Genomic DNA, 26,243 nt, shown 5'->3' with positions numbered 1-26,243 from the left:
ATGCAAAAAGAACAATTTGTTACTATTGAAGGCAAAAGAGTCCCTATTGAGGGAGAAAAAAACCTGTTGGAATTAGTGCGCAAGGCTAATTTTAATATTATGACGTTTTGCTACCACCCCGAACTGGCCGCCTACGGCGCGTGCCGCCTGTGTTTGGTAGAGGTAGAAGGGATGGGTATTGTGGCTTCGTGTACGGTAGCCCCTAAGGACGGGATGAAAGTGCGCGTAAACAGCGACGAAATCCGCCATTTGCGCCGCATTAATTTGGAACTACTTTTGTCGTCGGGTAACCACGATTGCACATTATGCAGCAAATCTAATAATTGCAAATTGCAGAAATTGGCCAAGGATATGGACGTAACGGAAATCCGCTTTAAATCTAAAAAGTTGGACAGCCATAAAGATGCCACTTCCGCTGCCTTGGTTCGCGACCACAGTAAGTGTATTTTGTGCGGGAACTGTGTGCGTATTTGTAACGAGGTGCAGGGCATCGGCGCCATTGATTTTGCGTTCCGCGGTTTCCGCTCCAAAATCGCCACGGCTTTTAATAAAGAATTGGGGCAGAGCCACGAGTGCGTTTCCTGCGGACAATGTGCCCGCGTATGCCCGACGGGTGCGTTAATGCCTAATTCTTCGGAAATAGAAGCCGTTTTTAAAGCGATTAATAACCCGCATAAAAAGGTGGCAGTTCATATTGCTCCTGCGGTGCGTGTGGGGCTGGGAGAAATCTTCGGCCTGCCGCAAGGGCAAAATGTGGACGGGAAAATTGCCGCCGCTTTGCGTATGCTGGGGTTTGACTATGTGTATGATACGGCCTTTGCGGCAGATTTAACGATTTTGGAGGAAGCCACCGAATTTTTGGAACGCTTTAAAAAAGGAGTTAATTTACCGCAATTTACCAGTTGTTGCCCGGCGTGGGTGAATTATGTGGAAAAATTTGCACCTGAGTTTATCCCTAATTTATCTACGGCCCGTTCCCCTATGCAAATGATGGGACCGGTGCTGAAAGCCGATTTTGAGGATAAAGGTGGTAAGCGCGAGGATTTAATTGTGGTTGCCGTAATGCCTTGTTCGGCCAAAAAGTCCGAAGCCAAACGCGGCGAATTTTATGTGGACAACAATCCCGATACCGATTATGTGGTAACCACGGTGGGATTGGCGCGTATGATTAAAGAGGCGGGTATTGATTTTGTAAACTTGGAAAACGAGTGGTTTGATATGCCTTTTGGTTCCAAAACGGGGGCAGGTGTCATTTTTGGTGCTTCCGGCGGTGTAATGGAAGCCGCTTTGCGTTATGCCTTGGCAGAATTGGACCCGGCCAATGCGCGCAGCGTTAAGTTTTCAAGCCTGCGCAAAAGCAGTGTGTTTAAGGAAAAGACAGTAGAAGTTGGCGAAGTGAAAATCCGCACTGCCGTAGTGAGCGGTTTAAAAAATGCCCGCAAACTCTTGGACGATATTAAAGCCGGTAAGGACCATTACGATTTTATTGAAGTGATGTCCTGCCAAGGCGGATGTGTGGCGGGAGCGGGCCAGCCGCAGTTTGACGGATGGGCTCCCCGTAAAAAACGTGCCGAAGGCCTGTATCAAGAAGATACAGAACTGGCATACAAGTCGCAGGATAACAGCGGTGTCAATGCATTGTACGGTCGCATTTTGGATAAAGTGGGCGGCCCTCTGGCGCATAAATTGCTTCATACGCACTATCACGACAAGAAAGACCGCACCGGCCAACAAAAATAAACAGAGCCTTATGATATAAAAAACACCCGGAACGGAATGACTCCGCTCCGGGTGTTTTACGCCCGCGCGGCAAGTAAGATAGAATATATATATGTTTAACTGGAAAGGATTTATTTGCGGGGTGGTTACTTCGGCCACCTTCGGGCTGATTCCGCTGTTTACGCTGCCCCTTTTTGCAGACGGACTGAACGTTCCGTCTATTTTGTGTTACCGTTTTTTATTGGCTGCTGTTTTAATGGGTGTTTTTATGGCGGGAACGGGGCGCGCCTTTAAGGTGAACCGCAAGGAGTTTGGCACATTGGCGGGGCTTAGCATTTTGTATATCGGCTCGGCCGTATTTTTGTTTTGGTCGTATCATTATTTGGCAAGCGGCATAGCCACGACAATGATGTTTTTATATCCTGTTTTTGTTGCGCTTATTATGATTACGGTGTTTAAGGAGCGCAATTCTATTTGGACGATGCTCGCTATTTTACTGGCTGTCAGCGGGGTGGCTTTGCTTTCTTGGAACGGCAAAGGCGGCGGGGTGAGTTGGACGGGTATCGCGTTGGCGGTTTTGTCCGGCTTATCTTATGGGATATACATTATTGCGGTTAATAAATCGTGTGTCAAGGATATGAGTTCCACTAAACTTACTTTTTATTTATTCGTTTTTACCGGCATTTTTTTAACGCTTGGTACGGTTTTATTAGGAAAGTTCCAGGGGGTCGCTTCGCCGAAAGGCTGGACAAATTTACTGTTGCTTGCCGTTATCCCAACGGTTATTTCCAACATTACCTTGGTGGCGGCTATTAAGGCGATTGGTTCCACCTTTGCTTCCGTTTTGGGTGCTATGGAGCCGGTAACTGCTATGACGGTGGGAGTATGTGTGTTTGGAGAACCGTTTACGCGGACGACGGCTTTGGGGGTGGTGTTGATTATTTTTGCGGTTACTTTGGTGATTATGTCCCCGGCTTTGGAAAAGGGGTATCGTACAGGAAAATTTTTGTATATTACAAAGGTGAAGGGGATTCATCCCAATATTGTGCCGTATCATTAGCAGGTTTTTGCTACAATATAAAAAAATAAAGGAGAAATTATGGGACGTAACGGTTCTATTCATACAATCGTTTTAGTGTTGGTAATGCTGATAGGTTTTGGCGCGGCCTTAGGTTGGCCTCAGTACGAAAAACACCGCACGATTGCCGCCGCGCAAAAAGCATTAGACATTGGTAAATCCCTGGCATTTGCCGAGGCTTCTTATAAAGAACATTATAAAGCCTATACACCGGATTTTGAACTGTTGGGCGCAGACCTGCCTTGTCCGGTGGAGCGCGCGGAGGGGAAAATAGAAATGGTATGCAGTGATTATACCTTTTCGCTTGCGGAGGGGAATTTGGTGCGTGTAGCGCATAAAAATTATCCCAAGTGGTTTGATATTAATATAGACCAAGGCTCTATTGATTGTTCTCACGAGGAAGGTTCTCTGGTCGGTAAGCACATATGCGACCGGGTAAATTGGTCAAATTCTAAAAATTAAGGAGAAAATATGAAGAAACTCTTATTAGCCTTTTTGGCTTTGCCGCTATTATTTGCCTGCTCTCCCAGTGTAAAACGTGTGGAGACCAATTTGGTGAAAGATGTTAGCGGCGGTTGGAACGATACGGACGCACAAATGGTAGCGCAGGAAATGATTACCGATTGTTTGCAGGGCGGCTGGTATAACCGCTATTTAACACGCAAGGGCAAAGAACCTGTGGTGATTGTCGGTACGGTAACAAATAACACAATGGAACATATTAATACGGGTGTATTTGTGGAGGAAATCCAACGCGCTCTTATTAATTCGGCTAAGGTGGATTTTGTGGCGTCCTCCACGGAGCGGGGCGAAATTCGCACGGAGCGTTTGGAACAGGATGAATTTGCTTCCGAAGCGACGCGTAAGGCTTTTGGCAAGGAAGTCGGGGCCGATTTTATGTTGAGCGGCGTTCTAAATTCCGTGGTGGATAAGTCCGGCAGCAAAGCATTGGTTTTTTATCAGGTCAATATGAAACTGATTAACATTGAAACGAACCAAATTGTCTGGAACGGACAAAAGCAGATTAAAAAATACGTTAAACGCAGTAAAGTAACCTGGTAGTTTTATGAAGAAGGCGCGTGCATTTTGTTTGGGGCTGGTCTTGTTTTGCTCCGCTTGTGCGGCGCCTTCTTTGCGTTTTAAAACAGAAGTAAATCAATTGGTCTCCTCGGGGCAGTTCAAACAGGCGGAGGAGCAAATCCTTTCCAAACAAAATAAGTATTACAAAAAGAAAGATGCCACGCTCTTTTATTTGGACCGCGCTTCCCTTTTGCACGATGCCGGACAGCCCGCCGAAAGCGACGCGTTGTTTGCCTCGGCACAAGAATATATAGATGCTTTGTATGCTAAAAGCATTACCGGTTCCCTGGGCCGTTTTGTGATTAACGATTTAACTGCTCCGTATTACGCGGCTAATTACGAGCACGCCCTTACTTATTATTACCGCGCCGTAAATTTTTTGGAACAGGGAAACTTGTCTGCCGCCGCAATAGAAATGCGCCGGGCTGTTTTCTTTTTGGATGAGTTGCGCGGCACCAAACGCTCCGGATATAACGACGACCCTTTTGTACAATATTTTGCCAGTTTGATTTTTGAATCTGTCGGCCAGCGTTCGGATGCGCGCATTTGCCGCCAAAATGCTCAAAATGCTTATGCGCGTTTGGGGGATAAATTAAAAATCGTGATGCCGGAATTTTCGGTTCCCGCTGATGCTAATTCTTTCGGTGAAGTGATTTTTCTACACTATAATGGGTTGTTGCCCCTTAAAAAAACGCAAACGATTCAGGTGGCTTGGGATAAGGCCTTGGCGATGGCTTCCTCTCCGGCGGAAACTGCGGAACAGGTCGCACCCGAAGTGCAAAACGCCCTTATGGCAGGACTTTACGGTTCGGCGGTAACACTTTCTTTCCCGGAGTTGGAAAACCAACCCTACCGGGTGGCATCCTCGTGGGTGTTGGCAGGCGGGCAAGTTTATACAACGCAAAAAGCGGCTGATTTTGCCGCACTTGCCAAATTGGATTTAGAAGAAAAAATGCCCAGTATTTTATTCCGCACGGCTACGCGCGCGGTGGTAAAAGAAGTTGCCGCCGTTCAGGCGCGCCAAGCGGCAGCGTCGGCGGCGGATAACAGTGCGGCGGGCGACTTGGCCGGGATGTTTGTCAGTGCGTTGGGGGCCGCCTTGGAAAAGGCCGATACCCGCCAATGGTTCACCTTGCCTGCCGAGGTGCGTATGACGCGGATTTTTGTCTTGCCGGGTAATCAAAATATCAGGGTGTTGTTTCGGGACGGAAATGGTAATATAATAGGAGAACATACCTTTGAAAATGTAAATGTGCCGCGCGGAGGGCGGGTGTTTTTGCACTACCGTACGGCTTATTAGAGGGAACTATGAAAAAAATGATTATGATGTGTGCCGCAGCGTTCTTATTAAGTGCGTGCGCGGGTATGAATAAAAACACGGTCAATTATCAAATGTCCAAATACAATTCGGCTAAATACTATGTGGTAGCCGGAGAGGGAATGAGCAAAAACGAGGCCGCACAAAATGCGCTTACCAATATGCAGCGCGAAATGGTGCAGAATGCCCCGGCCGCCGCTGACCAAGGAGTCGTTACTGATTTAATGGCTAATGCGGATGTGGAAAAAGTGTGGCGGGATGCGGACGTGTCCGCCAAGCATTATTACGCGCTTGCGGTTTTGCCGCGCGAAAAAGCGCGCAAAGTGCTTACTCCGTTATTAGACCAAACTGATGCTAAACTGGCGGGGTTATCTGCCCAGTTTTCTGCGCCCGCACAGCCGCTTGCCGATTTAAAGATAGCCTTTAAAATGCAACCGCTTATTTCCCGCCGTGCGGCGCTGGATGATATGTACCAGTTTTTAGATGCGGGGCAACAAGCGTATGAGGCAGAAAAATTTTCCGCTTATAAAGATGTGCTTAAAGAAAAAATGGCCGCTGTCTTAGTGGCGGTTGAAGTGGAAGGAGTGGAAAGCGAAGTAATGGTAACTTATGTGGTAGATGCCCTCAACCAAATGGGGCTGGGAGTGGCGGATGCCGCTAACGGGAGTGAAGCGGTGCTCGTTAAAATTATCACAGAGGTTGACGGTTACGACTCCCAAAAAGTTCAAGGGCTTGTGTGGTGTTCCAGCGGGGCTTCGGTCAGTTTGGTGGATGTGGCGCGGGGGGCAACTTTTTCCCGCTTTAACGTACACGAACGGGCGGGCACTTCCCGTGCGGCAGATTCCCAACGCCAGAGTATGCAGAGCGTGGGGGAACAGGCGGCCAGACAGATTACCGCCCGGTTGGAAGCCTACTTAAAAACCAAATAGGAGATAATAATGAAAAAACTGTTAGTATTCGTTTTGTTATGTGCGCCGGTATTGGCTTTGGCGCAGCAGGCGGCAGCCGATAAACCGGCTGATACCGCCGCCGTGGAAGACCCGGCCGAACGCAATAAAATGCTTTATTCGCTTGGGTTTTTGTTGGGGGATAATTTAAAACGCCAGTTAATCTTGGATAACGAGGACGATTACAAAGCCCTTTCCCAAGGTATGCGCGACAGTCTGCTTAACAAAAAAGCGCAAACGGACTTGGAAAAATACAAACCGCAAATCATTCAAAAATACCAGGATGATGCCAAAGCAATTTCCGCCAAGCGCCAGGCCGCCCAACAGGAATATATGGAAAATTTCCAAAAAGAAAAAGGGGTAAAAACCTTAGACAACGGCACTATGATTAAACTCACCCGCGCGGGCAAGGGTAAAATGCCTAAGGCCGACAGCACCGTAAAGGTACATTATACGGGAACCTTGATTGACGGGACGAAATTTGACAGTTCCCGCGACCGCGGCGAAGCCTTTAAAACCCGCTTAACCGACGTAATTCCTTGCTGGACAAAGGCTGTCCAACAAATGAAACCCGGTGCGCGCGCCAAGGTTGTTTGCCCGGCGGATACGGCTTACGGCAACCGCCCGGTGGGTCAAATTCCGGCCAATTCGGCCTTGGTTTTTGATATTGAACTGCTGGATATGGAATAATGTCCAAGACCAGTTACGCTTTAATAGCGGTTATGGCGGCCGCGCTCCTGTATATGGGCGCGGCCCGCGTTTACCAAGTGTACGAACGCAAGGTGGCCGAGCGGGAAGCGGCGGCCGTTTCGGCATTTTCCTTTCAAAATGTACCTGTGTCTTTGGCGGCGCCGCAAGCCCAGCCTGTTAGTTATCCGGTGGCTTTTGAACCAGTGCCCGAAGACGTGTATTTGGAAGATGCTCCTTTAACCGAGGAACAGCAAATCAAACAGGCACAAGATACCATTGTGTCTATTTTAGATGATTATAAAGATGACCCTAATATCCGCCAATTTAATCGTGCTTTGGCCGAGGCCACACAAGGCAAAGTGGATAATTTAGGCGTGCTCAGCGGGGATAAATTAGCGCAGATTTTACAGGAAAATCCGCAAGTGGGGCAGATTGTATCAGAAAATATGAAGAACCCCGAATTTGCCAAAACGGTTCAGCAAATTTTTACAAATCCCCAATTTATTGAAAGCGTAAAGCAACTGCAAGGGGCAAATTTGCAAAAAAACGTGAAAAAACAGGGGAAAATTTAGTATTCTATAAGGGAATAGGAGGTCTTTGTGATTAAAATTTTTCTCAAAGCAGCCATTTTGGTTTTTATTATTTTAAGTATTTATTTTATTGTAAATCCCAGTGCGTGCTCTAACTTAATGATGGGGCGCGTAACCAATTCGCCCGATACCGAGCCGCAGATTGCGCTGCCTGCCAGCACCGCTGACCATAGCGAAATGTTTATCCCGTCCGGCGACAAGCCGCTCCGCCAGAGCGCGAGCCAAGAGCAAAAGGTGGAAGGTATTACCGATACCAATTCTTTGGCAACGGATAATGCCGGGGTGGATTATTCCCAAGAGGATATTGACTACGCTATCGCCAGCCGCTATGTGGAACTGGAAAACGAATATGCCCAGGCCAAAAAAACGACTAAGGACACGGCAAAGGAAATTTCCTATCAGGTAATGGACGATTTTGAACTGACTCCCGAAGAGTGGGAAGATTTCTTACAGCGCGCGACCAAGAGCAACTTATTTGATAAGGTCCGCCGCGACGTAGCCGCCGCTAAATAAAAATCTAATTGTTCTATAAAACGCCGCTTCTGTTTGCAGGAGCGGCGTTTTTGCGTGCTTCTTAACAACCAAAACATACAGCAACAGCCCCCGGTTTTGGCGAGGGCTGTTAATGGTGTAAAATGCGGGCTAATTGCTTGTATTAATGGGGAAGGCGGCCTGCCAAAAACTCGGCTACCGGGCGCGTATGCTTGATTTTACTTAATACAATTTTAATAGAGGCCGTAATCGGCACAGAAAGGAACGCACCGGGTACGCCCCAAACAAGAGACCAAAAGATAAGGGAAGATACAATCGCCGCCGGGTGCAGGTCCATCCCCTCGCCCAAAAAGCGCGGCTCTAATAAGTTGCCGATGACGAACTCCGTGGCGGACAATAAGCCTACGACCACAAAGAACTGCGGCCCTAAGCCGTATTGCAAAAACAGCACCGGGGTAGGCAATAGCACCGCAATAATAGAGCCTACACTTGGGATGAAATTCAGCAAAAAGACGAACAGCGCAAACAGCGCGGCTAATTTTACTTGAAAGCCAAATAAAATAGCCGCCGCAACAAACCCTGTGGCTAAGGACGCCACCAATTTGACGGATAAATATACGGACACGTTGGATAGCATTTCCTTAATAGCCGGGTTGGTAATGGGCGGAGCCTTTTTACTTCCGAGCAGGAAGAACGTCATAAACAAAATAATCAGCGTGGTGTTGGATACCAAACTAAATACTTTACTGCCGAAGTTTTTAAGCCAATTAAACACAGGCAAATCGCGCAGGTACGTTTCAATAAATTTTTGGTCTAATGTAATACCGTGTTGGTGCAGACGGGAGGTAATATCGGCAATGGTATCAATAAGATTCTGGCGATAGACCTCCGCTCCCTTTAAAAATCCGCCTACGGAATTAACGGTAAACAAAATTACTCCCGCAAAAAAAGCCGCACACAGAACAATAGATACCGTCAGCGCGAGCCACGAAGGAAAGGAAAATTTGTGCTTTAAAAATAGTGTGATTTGCGTTAAAATAGTGTAGAGAAAAACTGAAATAACCAGCGGAATTAACAGCGTCTTGGTATAGACCAAAAATGCCGTTACTACACCCGCGGCAATAATTGTCAGACAAATGGCACTGGCTTTTAAATAGTAGTAAAACGGTTTATCAGAACGCATTTTGCCCCCTGTTTTTTTCTGTTTTTTTGGCTATTTCCCGTGCTAAAAATAAAATTTTCCCTGTCAGGGCTTCCACGTCGCTTTGGCAGGAAGTAAGCAACCATACGTTTAATTTGGCGGCGGTAAAATTTTTGTAATTTTTAGCAAATAAATCATATGCGGTTGTCAGTTCATCACACGCGCGGGAAAGCGTCTTTGCCCGGCTGTTTAAACCCTTGGCGGATAAGGCCAAGTCAGCGGTCCAATCTCTGTCTTTGCTTTGGCGTGCGGCGGCACGGGCTTGTGTCCAAAAAGGTTCCCGGTCGTCTAATTGTTTGCGAAAAGCCAAGCAATAATCATTAAACTGTGTGGCAAAGGCTCCGTCTCGCACGTCTATATTTTTGCGCAGTTGCTGTAAAATTTGTTCCAACCGGCGGTTAAATTCGCGCAGGGACTGTGCCGCGGCGGCGATTTCGTCGCGTAAGAGGTCGCATTGGTGCGAAATATTAGTTAATAATTCTTCACAAGTCATAATACCGGGAAATTAATAGTAAAAATAGAGCCGAGTCCTCTGTCGGACACAACGCTGATAGAGCCGTTGTGCAGGTCCAAAATACGTTTAACCATTGGCAAGCCAAGCCCCCAACCGCTTATTTGCCCCGTAAAAAAATCATCTACCTGATAAAACGGTTCAAAAATACGGTTTACGTCTTGTGGGCGGATGCCTGCGCCGTAATCGCGTACGGACAGGGATATGCTGTCGCCGTGGTTGGCACATTGTACCTTAATAATTTTTTCCATTTTGTTATTAAATTTAATGGCGTTGGCGAGCAACTCTTGCACACACAGGCGCAACATTTCTTCGTTGGCGGTAACGCTTAACCGTTCCGGGCAATCAATCTCTACAAAGGTGCCGCGTTTAACGGAACTGTCCTCTTGCGGTCTGACAGGCAAGGCGCATTCTTCTTCCAAGGTAATGGCCTTGGAGGCGCACTCTTTGATAAGCGGTTTTAATAAAACAGATTGTTTTTCCATTCCCTCGTGTTGGGCGGTAATTACTTTGTTAAACGCCAGTAACTTATCCACCAGTTGGGACATTTTGCCCCCCTGTTTGTTGATTTCTTCCAAGGCTTTGGAGGTAAAAGGGGAAAATTTTTCCTTTCCGGCTTGGGATAAAATGGCTTCCGAATAGCCGTTAATAATAGAGAGCGGCGTTTTTAACTTATGGGAAATTAAAGTCAACGCCCGTGCATTAATGGATACATTTTCTTCTTCGGTCATATCTTTCTCCTAGAAAGAGCCTACCAACCGGACGTATAAAATGTCGCGTTTGTTGTCGTTATGCACGGTACGGACGTGGTTATAAGCCAAGTCCGCGTGGATATCCCGGGTAATGGCAAAGGTATTTCCCGCCATAAAAGAATGCTCCGGGTCAGCCGTATAAAATTCTCCGTAGCGGTATCCTAAATAAAGAGAGGACTGGCTGTCCGGCCACATCCACGTCATACGCGCGCCCAAGGCATATTTGCCCAAGTCGTGTACAACGTCATAGGTTTGGGTGGGGGCCAATTCCTGTTGGTCCATAATACCGCGGAAAGATTTTACACCCTCAATGCCGTTGGGATATTGAAAGACTGTCCCTGCGGCTTCAAAGCCGAAACGGCGGAAGAAATTTTTTGTAAGGCCCAAGGTGTAGGCAAATTGGGAGTAATCTTCGTTAGCCCATGTTCCGTCCGTATAATTCAAGGTGCCTTTTTGGCGTGCAAACGACGCTCCTAAATAAGCGTGCGTGTATAAATCGTTGACGGTATCATCTTCTAATGTCATAATCAGGCGCGTGGAAACGCCGTAAGCGGAGGAATCTTGGAAAGATTCGTTTTGACTTTTATTTTTAAAATAGTAAAAGGGTTTTAAGTCTAATTTTAAATAGCCAAAATCCAGTTCTATGGGCAAATTGACGGAATAAACGGGGTCCTTAAAGGCGTTTTCCTTTACATATTTGGCTTCTACCCCGGCCAGTACGTTCAAACTCCAAGCAGCCACCGCGCTGACACGGGCCTGGTCAAAATGTGATGCGCCGATATACGCGGCCGACACATCTACGGTGCGGGCCTGCAAAGCGGCGGAAGAAAGCAACAACAAGGTAAAAAATAAAGTGATTTTTTTCATATACCCCCATTTAACCAAATTTAAAGCGTTTGCGGTATGTTTTTTCACTATACGGAGCCGCTTTATTTGGTAGAATAAAAAATATGAAGAAACTTTCCATCTTATTTTTAATTCTTTTTGCCGCCGTGTTTGCGCAGGCGGCCCAAGTAGTCCGAGGCCCGTATATTGAGGACCCGACCCAAACCACTATGATTTTAAAATGGCAGACGGATGCGGATACCCCGTCGTGGTTGGAATACGGCCCCGCTCCGCGTTGTAACCAAATTATGACGGTTACACCTGAAAGCACCGTTCACAAGGCGGTGCTATACGGTCTTGTGCCGAATCAGGATTTTTGTTACCGTTTGTATGTAAACAATACGGCGGGCGACGGTGTGCAGGAACCGATAGAGGGTTCTTTCCGCACGTTGTTCTCGGCAGAAAGAAAGGTGGTAAACTTTTTGGTTTTAGGCCAAACGGGTGCGCCGGAGCCTTTGCCCACCGAGGAAAATCCGGAACCGGTGGACGAAGCCGCCCGTGCCCGCGAAGCGCTTGCTAATTTAATGGTAAAGGAAAAGAGCGACTTTTTAATTCACACGGGAAATATTACGGCATCCGGCTTAAATGCAGATGCCGACCGGGAATTTTTTACTCCATTTAAAGCGGTGCTTGCCAAAAATCCGCTTTTTGTGGCATTGGGCCCCAATGAATACGGTCCAAACCGCGATAGCCGCGACAGCAAGTCCTTCCTTCGCACCAATTACACGCGTTTTCACGATATGTCTTGGAGCAAGGCCACCCCAAAGTATTATTCGTTTGATACGGCCAATGTGCGCTTTGTGTTTTTGGATACCAATGTAGCAGAGGGGGCCGTCTGGGCGCCGGAAATCGGCGAGAAATCGGCACAGACCGACTGGCTGAAAAATACCCTGGCTTCGGCCGGAGAAAAATGGAAAATTGTGGTAATGAACGCGCCGGCATATTCTACTGGGGCGCGCGGCAGCCGCAACGAGGTTTTTGCCGCTTGGGGCAAGATTTTTGAAGATTACCGCGTGGACTTAGTTATCCAGGGGGGGGATGCTGACTATGAGCGAACCTTTCCAATGTACCGCGGTGAACCGTCTGCGCGCGGGGTAACGTATGTAACTTTGGGTACGGCGGCGCCGGCCCCTACCAAACGCGAGCACGGGGATTCTTCTACGGCGCGCTTTGTATCGGCGCGGCACTTTGCTTCTGTCAAAGTGGTGGACCGTAAACTGACCTTAAAAGCCTATAACGAAAACGGAAAATTGTTAGACACGTTAGAAATTTATTTATAAAACATTTTTTGAAAGCGAACCAACGGGGCAAGGATTTTTTATATTCTTGCCCCGTTTAATTTTTTAGAGAGGGCATTCCGAACTGGCGGCCCGCTAGGGTGCGGCTCGCTAGGGTGCAGCCCGCAGGGTTTCAGGATCTACCGATTGTGTTGTTGGGTATTTATAGAGAGCAAGGTCGTACTGGAAGGTTTGCCGGCGCGGAGCGTTCCAGTATCCGTTGTTTTCCTCTTTTAGAGTAACGACAGATCCTGGACTACAACTTTCCAGGATGACGGCAACTACCCAAGATGTGGATTCTGAAACCTATTAATAGACCCCGTACAGAAACCTTACAGGGTGATGCCTAGCGGTAAGGGCGGCAGTTCAGACCGACGGCCAAATTTTATAACGGCTTTGTTGTATCGCTTTTTGTTGTCATCCCGTTGTTTTTTCGTCGTTTTCTGTAAAGCGGTTGTTCTGTTTTTATTTTTTTGTTAAAATTTTAATAATTTGTAGTGTGTACCCAGGTTGTTGCTGTATAAAAATGCGTATAAAAGGCCGTTTTGGTTAAATATAAAGGCCTTAACAAGGAGAAAAAATGAAAGAGTTTAACAGAATTTGGCGTTTGTTGTCGTCATCCCCGAGAGTTTCTGTCGGGGATCCGTTGTTATTAAAAAAGGAAAACGACAGATCCCCAAACCCTGCGGGCCGCCAGTTCCTCGGGAATGACAACATCATAATACCTGTCCGAATTGCAAGTGCAGGTTTTACTTTAATAGAGTTGCTCGTCGTTGTCCTCATTATTGGCATTTTGTCCGCGGTGGCTTTGCCGCAATACAATAAGGCGGTAGAAAAAGCCCGTGTTACGGAGGTATTGGTAACCTTGCGCAAAATATCCAACAATTATAAAATGTGCGTTTTATCTGGTATGAAGGATGAGTGTGATTTGTTTGAGGATTTACCTTTTCCGGAAACAAATGAAATTATGGGCGGGGTAAAGAGCAAACATTATTGTTATACACACGCATATTGGGTAGGCTTTGCCGTATCGGAAGTGATTAACGGCAAATGCGACAGTACATTATCTACTTATGCTTTTATCCCAGACCTAGACGAGGAAAATGAAAATTCCGAGGATATCCATTGGATCTGCGCAGAAAATGACGACGCTCCTGTTGGGAAGAAAGGCCTTTGTAAATCACTTTGCGGTGGTAACCAATGCAGAGTAATGTAACAAAAAGCCCCGCGGTAAGCGGGGCTTTTTTCAAAAGAGAATTTCTTTTATTTCTTTAACTGCACTTTGGACATCATATCGTACATAATGATACCCGCCGCGGCGGAAGCGTTTAAACTTTCTACCCCGCCTTTTTGCGGAATAGATACAATTTCGTCGCAATTTTCGGCCGTCTTTTCGCGGATACCAAAACCTTCGGAACCGATTACCAATACCGCCGGGGAAGCATATTCCATTGTGTTAATGGGTTTCCCGGCCATATCGGCCCCATAGACCCAAAAGCCTTCCTCTTTCAAATCATTTAGGGCGGCAGACAGATTGGCTACTTCCACAATATTAATATTTTCAATGGCCCCGCAGGCTACCTTGTACACCGCAGGCGTAATGCCCACCGTGCGCCGTTGCGGCAGAATAATGGTAGAGAAGCCCAGGCAGGCCGCACTGCGGATAATGGCGCCCAAGTTTTGCGGGTCGGTCATTTCGTCCACGGCGAGCCAAAGGTCTTTTTTGTTGCCGTCAGCCTCATACATTGCGGTAGAAAGTTTCATTAATTTAATAGGCTGGATTTTAGCCATTACCCCTTGGTGTTTGGCATTTCTGGTTAAGCGGTCCAGCGTTTTGTTGTCAATGCGGTCAATTTTGGCATTGCACCGTTTCGCCAAGCGGATGATTTCCTCCACAGCGCGGTGGCCGGCCTTACTGTCCGATACATATAACTGCGTAACATTGCGCTTTTTGCTTTTCAGCGCTTCCATCACCGGGTGAATCCCGTAAATCATATCTAAATTATCTTGCATTTTTCCCTCAACCAATGGTGGACGAGCCGAAACTCATACCGATTTCCAACGCGGCTCTCACTTCGTCCCCGTTCGGGTCCACGCGTTTCAAATCGGAAATTGCGTCCGTAATTTTTACTTCTGTAATTTTAAAATCTCTAAATGCGGCCATATAGCCGAATTTGCCCTCTAACACCATTTCCAAAGCCTTGGCGCCATAGAGAGTGGAAAGCCAGCGGTCAAAGGCCGTAGGCGTGCCGCCCCTTTGGGTGTGGCCGAGTACGCAGGCGCGGGATTCAATTTTGGTGCGGTCTTCAATCATATTGCTCAACTTAGCCGCAATACCGCCCAAGCGAATCGGGTCCGTGCTGCCGGGCAAGGTGCGGGCAACGGTCTGTTCGCCTTGTTCGTTTTTGGCTCCTTCGGCGGCTACTACGATACTGAAATTTTTTCCCTTGCTGCGGCGTTCCAAAATGGAGTTGACGATAACATCCTCGTTATACGGAATTTCCGGAATAAGCACAATGTCGCCCCCGCCGGCCAAGGCAGAACGCAAAGCAATCCACCCCGCATACCGGCCCATTGTTTCCACAATCATTACGCGGTGATGGCTCTGCGCGGTGGTGTGCAAGCGGTCAATGGCTTCGGTGGCAATCGCCAAGGCGGAGTCAAACCCAAAGGTCTGGTCGGTGGCGGATAAGTCGTTATCAATCGTTTTCGGTACGGCTACAATCGGCATACCCATATCCACAAACTGCTGGGACATATGCAATGTGCCGTCTCCGCCGATAGTAATCAGCGCATCCAACTGGTTTTCTTTAAAATTGTGCATGGCTACGGAAGATAAGTCGCGCGGGGTTTCCGGTGAGCCAAAGGGCGGAAGTGTATAATTAAAGGGGTTGGCAATGTTGCTCGTACCCAAAATAGTTCCCCCTAAGGTCAAAATACCGGAAACGGTTTCGTCCGTAATGCGGATAAATTCGTTGCGTACAAGTCCGTCAAAGCCATTTTTCAGGCCCAAAACTTCAATGCCGTGGCGCAAAGCGTTTTTGCTTACTGCGCGGACGACGGCATTTAAACCGGGGCAATCGCCCCCTGCGGTTAAAATACCGATTTTTTTGATAGTCATATTTTTATCCCCTCCAAATTACAAATAAGCGGCTAATGCGCTTAACGCCCACAGTACAAAAAACTGGCCGTCAATCAGCGTTTCATCTTTCACGCTGCGGGTGGTGGTCTTACTATAATAATATATTACAATAAAAACGGTGTATAAATGGCCCAGTAAAAGCATTGCCACCAAGGCAGGCTTCCAGGTCATCGTAAGCAAGGTGCCCAATGCCGCCGTTAAGGCAAGCAAAATGAGCGTAACGGCCCATTTTGTTTTTGTCATCCCAAAGGCTTTGTAAAAACTTTCGCGCCCGATAATCAGGTCCTTGTTGGCAGATGTAAAACCCAGTGTTACGGAGCGCATAAAAACAAGCAGTACCGTATAAAATACCGCCAGGTATGAGGCCTTTCTTAATAAAAGATCGTTAGCATAAGCCGGTAAAAACGCGCACGCATACGCCCAGCCCAAGGCGGTTACAATGTCTTTGGTGCCGGGGAGCGATAAAAGTTGGAGTTTGAGCAAGTGCCTAAACGGATACGCAAAGCCCAAGGCTAAAAAGAGTACACCCAGCACGGCGGTTCCCTTGCCTAACAGAACGGCCATTACAGTGGCTCCCAAAGCGGCCACTATACTGGCTCCCGTTAAAAAGCGTTTGTTCTGCCCGGGTTGCGCTTCGGCTGCACGGTTAAATGCCGTCAACGCATAGACAAATAAACCCGCAAAAGCCAAAAATAACCCATTAGACGGTATGCCTTCCAGACGCATACATACATAGGTCAAGGCCGAAGCCGCGCAGGCGGTGTAAAAACAGTTGCGCACCAAAAAGTGCCATATGGCTTGCGGCAAATGGGATAAAACAGATTTTGGGTCCGGCTTTCGCAGTTCGCGTACACGGGCGGCCACCCGGTCAATGACCCAGTTGGGGGTAGATGCCCCGGCGGTAATAAAAATCTTTTTGGCCCGCACCACAGGGAGCGGGTCTATTTCGTTCTCTGTTTCCACGTGCTGTACGCTCGGGGCCAAGCCCTTGCACAAAAGGGCCAACCGTGCGGTGTTTGCGCTGTGGCGTCCGCCTACGACAATCACTAAATCGGCATTTTTGGCCTGTTCAATGGTTTCCTTTTGGCGGTCCTTAGTCGGTTGGCAAATAGTGTTGGAAATTTGGCACTCGTCCGCGTGTTTTTTGATTTCTTCGGCGGTTTCGTAAAAAACGCTTTCTTTTTGCGTGGTTTGCGAAACGACATTTACTTTTTCAAAGTGGGGGAGTTTGGCGGCTTCTTCCGGTCCGGAAACTACGGTTCCCTTGCCTTGGGTGTAGCCTAATAAACCGATTACTTCTGCGTGCCCGCCGTCGCCTACAATTATGGTGTGATAACCCTGTCCGGCGTATTTGGCAATAATGTTTTGCGCGTGCTTAACTAAGGGGCAAGTCGCATCCACTACTTCCATCCCGCAATTTTCCACTTCCTTTTGAAACGAAGGCGTAATGCCGTGCGCGCGGATAACTAACACGCCCGCTTTATCGGCCGCTTCCTGTGGGCGGTCAATGGACGTGATTTGCTTGGCAGCCAGCATATCCGTTACCTGCTTGTTGTGGATAAGCGGGCCAATGGTATAGACAGGCTTCTTCCCGGCGGCTTCCAATTCCAGCACCTTATCAATGGCGCGTTTCACTCCGGGGCAAAAGCCCGCGCTTTTTGCTACGGTTACGTCTTGTTCTTTTTCCATACTTATATTATAGGAAATTACGCGCTTGCTTTTTGCCCGGAGAGAACGGATTTTCTATAATTTACCTATGAATAAAATAATAATGAGTATGGCGGCTTTAACGCTGCCCTGTGCCGCTTTTGCAGGCGCTTACGGCGATATGTTTAAAAACGGACATCTCCGCTTTGACTATACGCCCCAAGAAATTTCCGCGTTGGAAGAACGCGCAGCGAAAGAACTGGATATCAATTTGAACTTTTTGGCCGCTATCCCGGCTGACCGGCGCGACTTTACCAATACTGTGCGCGCGTTGGAGGATGCCTATACCTCGTATTGGTTTGTGCCGAAGAATTTATCGCTCTTATCGTATTTTCACCAAGATTCTGCCGTGCGTGATGCCGCCGCTAATTTGGAGGCCAAAGGGGTGGATAAAAAACTTTCCGTTTCTGCGCGCAAAGATGTGTATAAGGCTTTAAAGGAATACGCAGACACGAACCCGCAGTTAAACCACGAAGATATGCGCTTGCTTTCCAAATGGTTGGAGCGTTTTGAACGGGCGGGTATGGCCCTGTCGGAAAAGGATGCCGAAGCGTATGCTCGACTAAACACGGAGCGCTTAAATAAAATTACCCGGTATAATGTTAATTTAAATAATTATAAAGATGAACTGGTGGTTGGGCGTGAGGAACTGGACGGCTTGGGCGAAACCTACATCAACCGTTTGGAACGCACGAAGGACGGGAAATATATCATTACGTTAAAATACCCGGACTATAATCCGTTTATGTCATCAGCCAAGAGCGAGAAAGCGCGCAAAGCCTTGCAGGAAAAATTTGCCCGCCGCGGCGGTAAAGAAAACGTAAAATTGCTGGAAGATACCGTTGAACTGCGCCGCAAACAGGCCGCTTTGTTAGGTTTTAAACGCTACCCGGACTATGTACTTCCGGTGCGTATGGCCAAAAATTACGAAACGTTGGAAGCGTTTTTAAAGAATTTGCAAAAGGAAGTTACACCGCTTGCCCAGGATGAGATGAAGGCCTATTTAAAACTACAAGAGGAAACCACCGGGCAGCAGGCGGACGAAATGACCGCGTGGAATTTGCCGTATTGGAGCAACCAGTACAAAAAGAAATATTACCAGGTAGATGACGATAAAATTAAGGAATATTTCCCGGCGGATAAAGTGATTAGCGGGATGTTTGAAGTGTTTGGAAACCTTTTTGGAATTACATTTACCCAAGCGGATTTGCCCGTTTGGCACCCGGAAGTAGTGGTGTATCAAATTAAGGATAAAAAAACGGGCGAATTGATTTCCAACTTTTATTTGGATTTGTTCCCGCGCGATGGCAAATATACACACGCCGCCACTTGGAGTTTTGTGGACCGCTTTGAACTACCGGACGGACACATGCAAACCCCTTCTGTGGTGATTGCGGCTAACTTTACTCCGGCGGGCAAGGGGACTCCGTCCCTCTTGGAGCACAGCGAGGTGGAAACCTTGTTCCACGAGTTTGGGCACGTTTTGCAAATGTCTATGGCTACTTCCAAATACGCTACACTCACGGGCGACAATGTGGCGTGGGATTATATTGAAGCGCACTCCCAACTGTTGGAAAACTGGGCGTGGCAGCCGCAAGTGCTTAAAAAGATTTCCGCCCATTACAAAACGGGCGAAACCTTGCCGGACGGGCTGATTTCATCTTTGGTGAAGTCCAAAAATGTGGGTGTGGCGGTTGCTTTTCTGCGGCAGAACTTCTTGGGCCAGTACGATTTGGCTTTGCATACAGCCGCCGAGCGCGTGGATTCTACTAAACTATATGCCCAAATGATGCACAATATCAGCGGTATCCCGATGACGAAAGGCACTTATCCGCAGGCGAGTTTCGGGCATATTATGAGTTTGACCGACCCATATGACGTGGGCTACTATGTGTATGCGTGGTCTTTGGTGATTGCGCAGGATATCTTTTCTCGCTTTGAGGAGGAGGGGCTGTTTAATGCGGAATTAGGAGCCAAATTGCGTAAGTACATCTATACCCCCGGTACGGTGTATGACGAAAACGAAATGGTGGAGAAATTCCTGGGCCGCCCATATAACGACAAGGCGTTTTTAAAAAGTTTGGGAATTAAATAAAAAAATCCGCGCTTTTATAGAGCGCGGATTTTTTATATGTAAAACTACCGTTGTACCCAGTTGTTAAGCGCAAACCAAGACAAAAGCGATATGCCTAGCAGTACCGCAAGCAGCATAATAATCCATACTCCGCGAAAGCCGCTGCCTTCCTTTTGGCCGGCCGCTTCACGCGGGGAGCAGAGTGCTTTTAGCATTGCTTCGGCGCGCAATTCGGCTTCGTCCTGCGGTTTGGGCGATAAAGTGGCAGTGGATGCCGGGTCGGTTTTTTCCAATTTAATAAGAGCGTTTTCCAGTTCGTGCAAAATCTGCATAGCACGGAAACGGAAAGATTGGTAATCTTCTACCGAAATGCAGGTGTTTTCGTGATAAACGAGTGCATTGTCGTTGAGTTCCAAATACATATTTCCGCGCGTTTTTAATAGACCGATTAAAAAGGGAGTTAATACAAGCCCCGCCGCCGGGGTGGGCGCGTGTACGCGGTAGCGGCTGTCCACCGCCGGGATATTCGTCTTCATTAACGCATATTGCGACGGTGCAAACAGCGAGTCTATCGGTGCTATTTTAAGCGCGGGAAACTGCCTCTTTTTCAGTTCAGCCGTAAAGAGCGTTAATTTGAGGGGCTTTGTTTTGGGATTGTCGTCCGTGTAAATATTATCGTCGGCTACGCGCATAAAGGCCAAATTGTCCGACCAGGTGCAGACGTTTTGGTATTGATGAAAAAATAACGTAAAAAATTCCAGCCGCCCCGCTGTCAGTTCGGTGGTTACAGTGTCTTTTTCTTTATCAAAGCGGCAGCCGTTCAGGCGCGCCATTTGCGCCAAACGGGCGGTGCGGGTGCGCGTAGTGGCCCATAAGCCCACACCCGCGCCAAGCATAATAAGAATAATCGCAATCGTCATATTCATATCATACCAAAAAACAAAAGAAAAACTCCCCGCGTTTTTACAAGCGGGGAGTTTTTAAAGCATGTTGCTTATTTAATTTCTTGGGCGGGTTTTTTGCTGGTTAAAATGGCCCAGCCTAATACCGCCAAGAGTACAATTACTACCACCCAGCCGATTTTGCCCAAGGGGGTAAAATCGTTGTGATAATTGACGATAATCGGCGCTACGATAACAGCCACCATATTTACCACCTTAATTAAGGGGTTGACTGCCGGACCTGCCGTATCTTTGAGCGGGTCGCCCACCGTATCGCCCACCACGCTGGCTTTGTGGCGTTCGGAACCTTTACCTGTGTTGGCGGTTAAGTCCGTAGGCTCGTCCTCTACTACCTTTTTGGCATTATCCCACGCACCGCCCGCGTTGGACATAAATACGGCAAGCAACTGGCCGGAAACAATAATGCCGGCTAAAAATCCGCCTAAGGCTTCCACCCCAAACGCAAGACCCACCACCACCGGGGAGACAATTCCCAACAGGGCCAAAATAATTAATTCTTTTTGCGCTGCAACGGTGGAAATACTTACGGCGCGGGTGTAGTCCGGCTGGGTTTTCCCTTCCAGTACCCCGCCTTTAAACTGTCTGCGGACTTCCTGCACGATAAGCGCGGCCGCACGGCTGACGGCGTTAATAGCAAAGGACGAAAACAGCCACGGCAACGCTCCGCCGATCAGCATCCCGACAAACACAACCGGGTTGGAAACCACAATGCCTACTTGGGACAAAAGTGTAAGCATTTTGCTTTCGCCTGCGGCGGCCCAAGCATCATTTAGTAAGCGCTGTACGTTGCTCACGTCCACCATATACGAGGCAAACAACGATACCGCCGCAATTACGGCTGAACCGATAGCCACCCCTTTGGTAATAGCCTTGGTAGTGTTTCCCACACCGTCCAGGTCCGCCATAATCTGCCGGGCCTTTTTTGTTTCGTTATCCTCTTGTCCGTGCCAACTCATTTCGCCAATGCCGTTGGCATTGTCGGCAATCGGGCCGAAGGAGTCCATCGCCACGTTGTTGCCGGTGAGGGTCAGCATCCCGATACCCGTCATCGCTACCCCGTAGAGGATAAAGTTAAACTTTTCCGCCGGAGTCAGACCGTCAATAGTACCGAAGATAAAGACGGAACAAAAGATAGACGCCGCAATTACCAGGGTGGTCCATACGGCCGATTCAAAGCCTACCGCAATACCGGACAAAATCGTAGTGGCGGAGCCGGTGGCGGTAGATTTTTTGATTTCCTGTACAGGTTTATTTTCCGTACCTGTAAAATATTCGGTTAAACGGTCAATGCCGATAGCCAAAATAATGCCGATGGTAGTGGCGGCAAACGGTCTCCACCAGCCGCCGGGGACTTGGTCCATATAGTAATAGGCCAATACCCCGAAGATGACTACGGAAATAGCGGCAGAAATGCTATACCCTTTAAAAATAGCCTTCATAGCATTTCCGGCGGAGCGTTTGGAATCTTTTACCGCATAAGTGCCGATAATGGAACACAAAACGCCGATACCGCGCACCAAAAGGGGATAAACAATCCACTCGTGATGGCCCGTAATTCTCCATAAGCCAATCCCCAAGATAAGCCCGGAAACAATGGTAACTTCGTAAGATTCAAAAATATCGGCGGCCATACCGGCGCAGTCGCCCACGTTGTCGCCTACCAAATCGGCTACCACGGCGGGGTTGCGCGGGTCATCTTCCGGAATTCCGGCCTCCACTTTGCCGACCAGGTCTGCTCCCACATCAGCGGCTTTTGTGTAAATACCGCCGCCTACACGCATAAATAAGGCAAGTAACGTGCCGCCAAAACCAAAACCTAACAGCGCGTCCGGCGCGGCAATGCCGAAAATAATAAAAATAAGCGTTCCGCCCAAAAGGCCGAGCCCGTCTGTCAGCATCCCTGTAACGGTTCCGGCACGATAGGCAATGCGCAACGCATCACCAAAACTGCGTTTGGAAGCCGCCGCTACGCGGACATTGGCATCCACGGCGATACGCATACCCAACTGGCCCACCAAAAGCGAAAAGACCGCCCCTAATATAAACGCCCCCGCACGGCCAAAAGCGGCAATGAGTTTAACTTTTTCAGGAGATAAACCCGCAAAGCGCTCCATAGAATCTTGTGATACGGGCACAATATAGACGGATAAAAACAGGCAGACCGTCAGTAACCCAATCAACGGCAAAATGGTTTTGAGTTGTCGTTTCAGGTAGGCGTTGGCACCCTCCTTAATGGCGCCCCAAACTTTTAACATTTCCGGGGTGCCGGCATCTTCGCTGATAACCTGCTTGCGCAAAAATAAGGCATACAAAAGGCCCAACACCGCAATAAACAGTACGCCGAACAGCGCGTATTGTTCAAAGGTGCGTAGGGCCGATATTCCATACCACATAGCATATCTCCTTTTGAACGGAAGTGAAACTTCTCCTATATTATAATAAATAATCTGGTAAATATCGCTTTTCCCCGGCACATAGGTCTTTTGGCCCAGACAAAAGAGTACCCAAAGCCCCTTGATATGAAGTAGTTTGTTTTCTATACTATACGTTATGAAGAGTATCAAAAGGTTTTTTATATTCGTTTGCACCTTGGGGTTGCTGGGCGTTTCTGCGCAGGCACAGCGGCTCTCGTCTCCTTTTTACACACAGTTAAAACAAAAAATGGCGGGTTCCGTTTTTGCACAAAAGAACCCCGGCTTAAACCGCTTGGCGTGGATGCGATACTATCCGGTGTCAACCCAGGTGTTTGACGAGGTGGGCACTTGGGAGCGGATGACGTATTGGTTTGATTCGTCTGACATCATTTCCGCAATGGCGGGGTATTTGTACCAAATGTATATTTCGGCCTCCGTGTACGGAGCCGCACAGGCCCCGGCGCGCTTGAACGCAAACTATTTTGGCGCGTTGGATGCGTTTGAGCATATGCGCGACCGTTTTAATGTGCAGGATAGTTTAGATTTTTATCGCAGTCATAAAAAGGAAATCAAAGCCCGTTTGGCTGATTATTTCCGTCAGGCACATTTGCCCAAATACAAGGTGGATGATTTGAAAAATGATTATGTGGAAACGGCTTTTTTAAATACCTTGAAAAACTCCGCCGGGAAAAACGGACGTGCGGGTTTTGTTTTGGCCCGGGCCAAATGGACGGCCTCTGTTCCCGGGACGGAAAAGAATTTTTTTAAAAAATATATGCAGGCGTCCTTGCAAGAGTTGAGCCGTCAGGTGGTGCTGTATGAGGAAAACGCGCCCAGTTTGGATGTTTTGGATAAAACTGCCGGACGCTATAATTCCAGTTCCAAACAATACTTGTATCGTCCCGCTACGGACGAGTGTGCCGCTTGCACATATGATTCGTGCCGCAAAATTTGCCGCGCCGTAGTCGGCCGGAAAAACACACGGAGTACAAGCACCTTGCGTTTGTATGAAATTACAATGCGTTCGCAAAAAGGGGAATACCTGGTATCGGCGGACGGAAAAAATAATTTTGTTTCGCCGGACGGCCAAAAATATCCCAAATGGCAATATCACGCCGCCGCGTTGGCGGTAATCCGGCGCGGAGGACAGTTTGTGCCTGTGGTAATAGATAAATTTTTGTTTACAGAACCGGTGGAATTTTCTACTTGGCTGAAAAAGTTTGATTCTAAAACAACGGTAATGTATTTGAAGCCCTTTCGGCTGCGGGAAGCGGACGAAAAACGTCTTGTCCGTCCGGACAGCAGAAAAGGGAAAAATATTGTGAAAAACGGCAGGACTTATACACCGTATCCCATAGGAAACTGATTTAAAAAGCCCCGCTTAGTAGCGGGGCTTTTTATCGGAAGAGGTTTTTATCCGGCGCAACAGCCGCAATCGTTTCCTGTGGTGTCTTTGATATCCAGGCCGATATCTTCCAAGTCTTGTTCGTGTTCCACTTCGTCTTCTAAAATTTCGCGGAGTAAGTGGAAGGTAATCGGGTCCTTGCCTTTTACCATATCTAACAATTTATTATAAACTTCTATGGCGCATCTTTCACCTTGAAGATTTTGCGCTAACAGAATTTTGGACTCGCTGTTTTTGGGTACTAAATAGCCGCAAGTGCTTTCTTTGTACCAATCTTGCGGTGATAAAGCGGGTGTTCCGCCCAGTTCTATAATGCGTTTGGACAGTTTTTTAGCGTGATCCAATTCTTCGGCGGCGTGTTCCTCCATTTCCTCTATCAGTTTGGGTGCGAGCACCCCCGTAGCCACTTGGGCACCTACCCAATATTGGTAATACGCCAGCCACTCATCGCAATAAGCCTTGTTTAAAGCGGTTACTAACGCTTGAACATCCAACCCTGCTCGTTGTACAATTTCTCTTCCTTTCATTCCCATATTTTTACCCCCTGTTTAATTATTGCCGGATGCGGCAAAGCCGCTCCTTACTGCCAGTATAGCAGTTAGCGCATCTTTTTACTTGGGGTAAAAAAGGTTAGTTAAAAGGCCCCGCCGATAACAAATCCGACCAAGTCCCCGCCGTCTTGCAGATTGTGGGTATAATTAATACCCAGCGGGAGTGGAAAACGCCATAATTTATAAGAAAGTGTTGCTCCGGCGCCGCTGTGGGCGCGGTATTTCCCGCCCGCATATACATAGGCATTTTCGTAAAACGGAGCCAAGGACAAAAGACCCGTATGATTTCGTAACAGATAATAAACAAACGAGGCCCCGATACCGGCCCCTCTTTCGCCGCGGATTTGGCGGTCGTAACGGCCGAAGGTAAGTAAATCGGCCGATAAAATTTCGTCGCTGAAAGAAGCCTTAAACGCGTGCTGCGCCTTGCCCTGCACAATAAACATATGGCGGTTTTTAAGTTCCAGTACCCACGCAGCATTTAGACCCAGTTTTGCAAGGGTATAATCACTTCCCGTCCAATTTCCGCCGCCAGTATAATAGATACCGGTGGCATATCCTTGGCGGACACGGGGTAAATTGCGCAGACTTTTTTCCTTATCCGTCAGCCCGTAGCCCGAAAGTGCGCCCATATTAGTACCTTGGCGGATATCGTCCGTCAGGTGAAGGCCCAAGGTAATTTGATTATGGTTACCGTTATCAAACCCCGGAGAGGAATAAGCATAGCGGACATATTCCGGGCGGATAAACGCGCGGACGGTGCGGGAAAAACGGTGTGAATAGGTAACGGAAAATTGTTCTTTTTTGGAGTGGACTTGCGCCTTTAAGTCGCTTGTGTATTCATCTTCGTCGTCGGTGGTGGAGAATACGCCAAACATATTGGAGCGGTATCCGCTGTAAAAACGTTGGTCAAAATTCAGTTTGGTGTAAGATACAGACAGATGTTCATCCCCTTGGGTGATTCCGGCGCTGGCGGTGATGCCGTCTTGGCTGCCGCCCCCAAACAGGAAGGTGCTTTCACCCTGTTTAAACAAGTTTCCTCCCGCCAAAGAAACACCTGCCGCGCTTTTGGCACCGCCGGCCGCAAAGGCGAGGGGGAAAATATAACTGCCGTCTTGGGCATTAATGGTAATATCTACTTTGTCTCCCTGCGGGGTGGCGGTAAAATCCAACTTTTTAAATACGCGCAACCGGTGCAAATCATCTTGGGCTTTTTCATAGATTTCCGGCGAAAATGTATCTCCTGGTTTTAGCAAGAATAATTTTTTAAGGGTTTCGGGCCGCATGCGCGCAGAGGAAACAGACACTTCGCCCACTTCTTGGGCAAAGGCGGAAAGGGAAAAACAAATCAGCAAAAGAGATAAAAAAATCTTCATATATAAAATTATATCTTTTATACTTACCGGTAGGTAATTTATTGCTTAAAGCATATTTGCTATAATAACCAA

The 26,243-nt window shown here is 47.9% G+C and carries 24 protein-coding genes; 13 read left to right on the top strand and 11 right to left on the bottom strand.

Features of this window, described 5'->3' with window-relative positions; all coding sequences use genetic code 11:
- The 9 genes from ACZOTW_RS02375 to ACZOTW_RS02335 all read left to right on the top strand — a co-directional run bounded on the left by ACZOTW_RS02375 (window position 1) and on the right by ACZOTW_RS02335 (window position 7,935).
- Window positions 1-1,740, top strand: coding sequence for a [FeFe] hydrogenase, group A (locus tag ACZOTW_RS02375; RefSeq protein ID WP_177747607.1), 1,740 nt, complete (start codon window positions 1-3; stop codon window positions 1,738-1,740).
- Between the two features lie 91 nt (window positions 1,741-1,831).
- Entirely contained in the window at window positions 1,832-2,779 is a 948-nt protein-coding gene (locus ACZOTW_RS02370; protein WP_428081952.1) for a DMT family transporter, read from the top strand.
- Between the two features lie 39 nt (window positions 2,780-2,818).
- Window positions 2,819-3,259 (top strand): hypothetical protein, encoded by a 441-nt coding sequence (locus tag ACZOTW_RS02365; RefSeq protein ID WP_483997390.1) that lies wholly within the window; start codon window positions 2,819-2,821, stop codon window positions 3,257-3,259.
- Between the two features lie 9 nt (window positions 3,260-3,268).
- Window positions 3,269-3,859 carry a penicillin-binding protein activator LpoB gene (gene lpoB, locus ACZOTW_RS02360; RefSeq protein ID WP_177747615.1) on the top strand — a complete coding sequence of 197 codons (591 nt, stop codon included), beginning with the start codon at window positions 3,269-3,271 and terminating at the stop codon, window positions 3,857-3,859.
- A 4-nt stretch (window positions 3,860-3,863) separates the two neighbouring features.
- Entirely contained in the window at window positions 3,864-5,177 is a 1,314-nt protein-coding gene (locus ACZOTW_RS02355; protein ID WP_483997389.1) for a COG3014 family protein, read from the top strand.
- Between the two features lie 8 nt (window positions 5,178-5,185).
- The gene (locus ACZOTW_RS02350) at window positions 5,186-6,124 is read left to right on the top strand and encodes a hypothetical protein (protein WP_483997388.1); all 939 of its coding nucleotides are present in this window, start codon (window positions 5,186-5,188) and stop codon (window positions 6,122-6,124) included.
- A gap of 9 nt (window positions 6,125-6,133) precedes the next feature.
- A complete protein-coding gene (locus tag ACZOTW_RS02345) occupies window positions 6,134-6,832 on the top strand; it encodes an FKBP-type peptidyl-prolyl cis-trans isomerase (RefSeq protein WP_428037472.1) in 699 nt (232 codons plus the stop codon).
- A complete protein-coding gene (locus ACZOTW_RS02340; protein WP_428040430.1) occupies window positions 6,832-7,404 on the top strand; it encodes a hypothetical protein in 573 nt (190 codons plus the stop codon). Before ACZOTW_RS02345 ends, ACZOTW_RS02340 begins: the two co-directional genes overlap by 1 nt.
- Window positions 7,405-7,431: 27 nt before the next feature.
- Window positions 7,432-7,935 (top strand): hypothetical protein, encoded by a 504-nt coding sequence (locus ACZOTW_RS02335; RefSeq protein ID WP_177747628.1) that lies wholly within the window; start codon window positions 7,432-7,434, stop codon window positions 7,933-7,935.
- Window positions 7,936-8,077: 142 nt separating this feature from the next.
- Here the strand turns inward: ACZOTW_RS02335 and ACZOTW_RS02330 are convergent, their stop codons facing one another.
- The 4 genes from ACZOTW_RS02330 to ACZOTW_RS02315 are packed head-to-tail and all read right to left on the bottom strand — an operon-like array spanning window position 8,078 to window position 11,245.
- On the bottom strand, window positions 8,078-9,097 hold the full coding sequence (locus tag ACZOTW_RS02330) for an AI-2E family transporter (protein WP_177747630.1): 1,020 nt from the start codon (window positions 9,095-9,097) through the stop codon (window positions 8,078-8,080).
- On the bottom strand, window positions 9,087-9,608 hold the full coding sequence (locus ACZOTW_RS02325; protein WP_428037469.1) for a hypothetical protein: 522 nt from the start codon (window positions 9,606-9,608) through the stop codon (window positions 9,087-9,089). The genes ACZOTW_RS02330 and ACZOTW_RS02325 overlap by 11 nt, the downstream gene beginning before the upstream one ends.
- Entirely contained in the window at window positions 9,605-10,357 is a 753-nt protein-coding gene (locus ACZOTW_RS02320; protein WP_177747636.1) for a sensor histidine kinase, read from the bottom strand. Before ACZOTW_RS02320 ends, ACZOTW_RS02325 begins: the two co-directional genes overlap by 4 nt.
- Before the next feature lie 9 nt (window positions 10,358-10,366).
- Window positions 10,367-11,245, bottom strand: coding sequence for a hypothetical protein (locus ACZOTW_RS02315; protein WP_483997387.1), 879 nt, complete (start codon window positions 11,243-11,245; stop codon window positions 10,367-10,369).
- Window positions 11,246-11,328: 83 nt separating this feature from the next.
- On the opposite strand from ACZOTW_RS02315, the gene ACZOTW_RS02310 reads away from it, so the two are divergent.
- Entirely contained in the window at window positions 11,329-12,543 is a 1,215-nt protein-coding gene (locus tag ACZOTW_RS02310; RefSeq protein WP_483997386.1) for a purple acid phosphatase family protein, read from the top strand.
- Between the two features lie 577 nt (window positions 12,544-13,120).
- A complete protein-coding gene (locus ACZOTW_RS02305; protein WP_428040171.1) occupies window positions 13,121-13,756 on the top strand; it encodes a pilin in 636 nt (211 codons plus the stop codon).
- A 47-nt stretch (window positions 13,757-13,803) separates the two neighbouring features.
- Here the strand turns inward: ACZOTW_RS02305 and rlmB are convergent, their stop codons facing one another.
- Genes rlmB through ispH form a run of 3 tightly spaced genes read right to left on the bottom strand, consistent with a single transcriptional unit; the run spans window position 13,804 to window position 17,371 of the window.
- Window positions 13,804-14,553, bottom strand: a complete 750-nt coding sequence (rlmB, locus tag ACZOTW_RS02300) for a 23S rRNA (guanosine(2251)-2'-O)-methyltransferase RlmB (protein ID WP_483997385.1) — start codon at window positions 14,551-14,553, stop codon at window positions 13,804-13,806.
- A gap of 7 nt (window positions 14,554-14,560) precedes the next feature.
- The gene (locus tag ACZOTW_RS02295; protein ID WP_177747651.1) at window positions 14,561-15,661 is read right to left on the bottom strand and encodes a 6-phosphofructokinase; all 1,101 of its coding nucleotides are present in this window, start codon (window positions 15,659-15,661) and stop codon (window positions 14,561-14,563) included.
- An 18-nt stretch (window positions 15,662-15,679) separates the two neighbouring features.
- On the bottom strand, window positions 15,680-17,371 hold the full coding sequence (ispH, locus tag ACZOTW_RS02290) for a 4-hydroxy-3-methylbut-2-enyl diphosphate reductase (protein ID WP_177747654.1): 1,692 nt from the start codon (window positions 17,369-17,371) through the stop codon (window positions 15,680-15,682).
- A gap of 67 nt (window positions 17,372-17,438) precedes the next feature.
- Between ispH and ACZOTW_RS02285 the strand changes: the two genes are divergently transcribed.
- The gene (locus tag ACZOTW_RS02285) at window positions 17,439-19,484 is read left to right on the top strand and encodes a M3 family metallopeptidase (RefSeq protein ID WP_483997384.1); all 2,046 of its coding nucleotides are present in this window, start codon (window positions 17,439-17,441) and stop codon (window positions 19,482-19,484) included.
- Window positions 19,485-19,528: 44 nt separating this feature from the next.
- On the opposite strand, the gene ACZOTW_RS02280 is transcribed toward ACZOTW_RS02285, so the two are convergent.
- Both ACZOTW_RS02280 and ACZOTW_RS02275 read right to left on the bottom strand, forming a co-directional pair.
- On the bottom strand, window positions 19,529-20,383 hold the full coding sequence (locus ACZOTW_RS02280; RefSeq protein WP_428037462.1) for a hypothetical protein: 855 nt from the start codon (window positions 20,381-20,383) through the stop codon (window positions 19,529-19,531).
- Window positions 20,384-20,457: 74 nt separating this feature from the next.
- Complete coding sequence (locus ACZOTW_RS02275; RefSeq protein ID WP_483997383.1) at window positions 20,458-22,818, bottom strand: sodium-translocating pyrophosphatase; 2,361 nt, start codon at window positions 22,816-22,818, stop codon at window positions 20,458-20,460.
- A gap of 157 nt (window positions 22,819-22,975) precedes the next feature.
- On the opposite strand from ACZOTW_RS02275, the gene ACZOTW_RS02270 reads away from it, so the two are divergent.
- A complete protein-coding gene (locus tag ACZOTW_RS02270) occupies window positions 22,976-24,205 on the top strand; it encodes a protein-glutamine glutaminase family protein (RefSeq protein WP_483997382.1) in 1,230 nt (409 codons plus the stop codon).
- Window positions 24,206-24,252: 47 nt separating this feature from the next.
- Here the strand turns inward: ACZOTW_RS02270 and ACZOTW_RS02265 are convergent, their stop codons facing one another.
- On the bottom strand, window positions 24,253-24,777 hold the full coding sequence (locus ACZOTW_RS02265) for a ferritin-like domain-containing protein (protein ID WP_428044380.1): 525 nt from the start codon (window positions 24,775-24,777) through the stop codon (window positions 24,253-24,255).
- Between the two features lie 101 nt (window positions 24,778-24,878).
- A complete protein-coding gene (locus tag ACZOTW_RS02260; RefSeq protein WP_483997381.1) occupies window positions 24,879-26,171 on the bottom strand; it encodes a POTRA domain-containing protein in 1,293 nt (430 codons plus the stop codon).
- Window positions 26,172-26,243 lie beyond the last annotated feature (72 nt).

It is taken from the genome of Candidatus Avelusimicrobium sp., assembly GCF_056976295.1.
The sequence above is the reverse complement of the archived record's forward strand: the minus strand, read 5'-3'. Positions and strand labels throughout refer to the sequence as shown.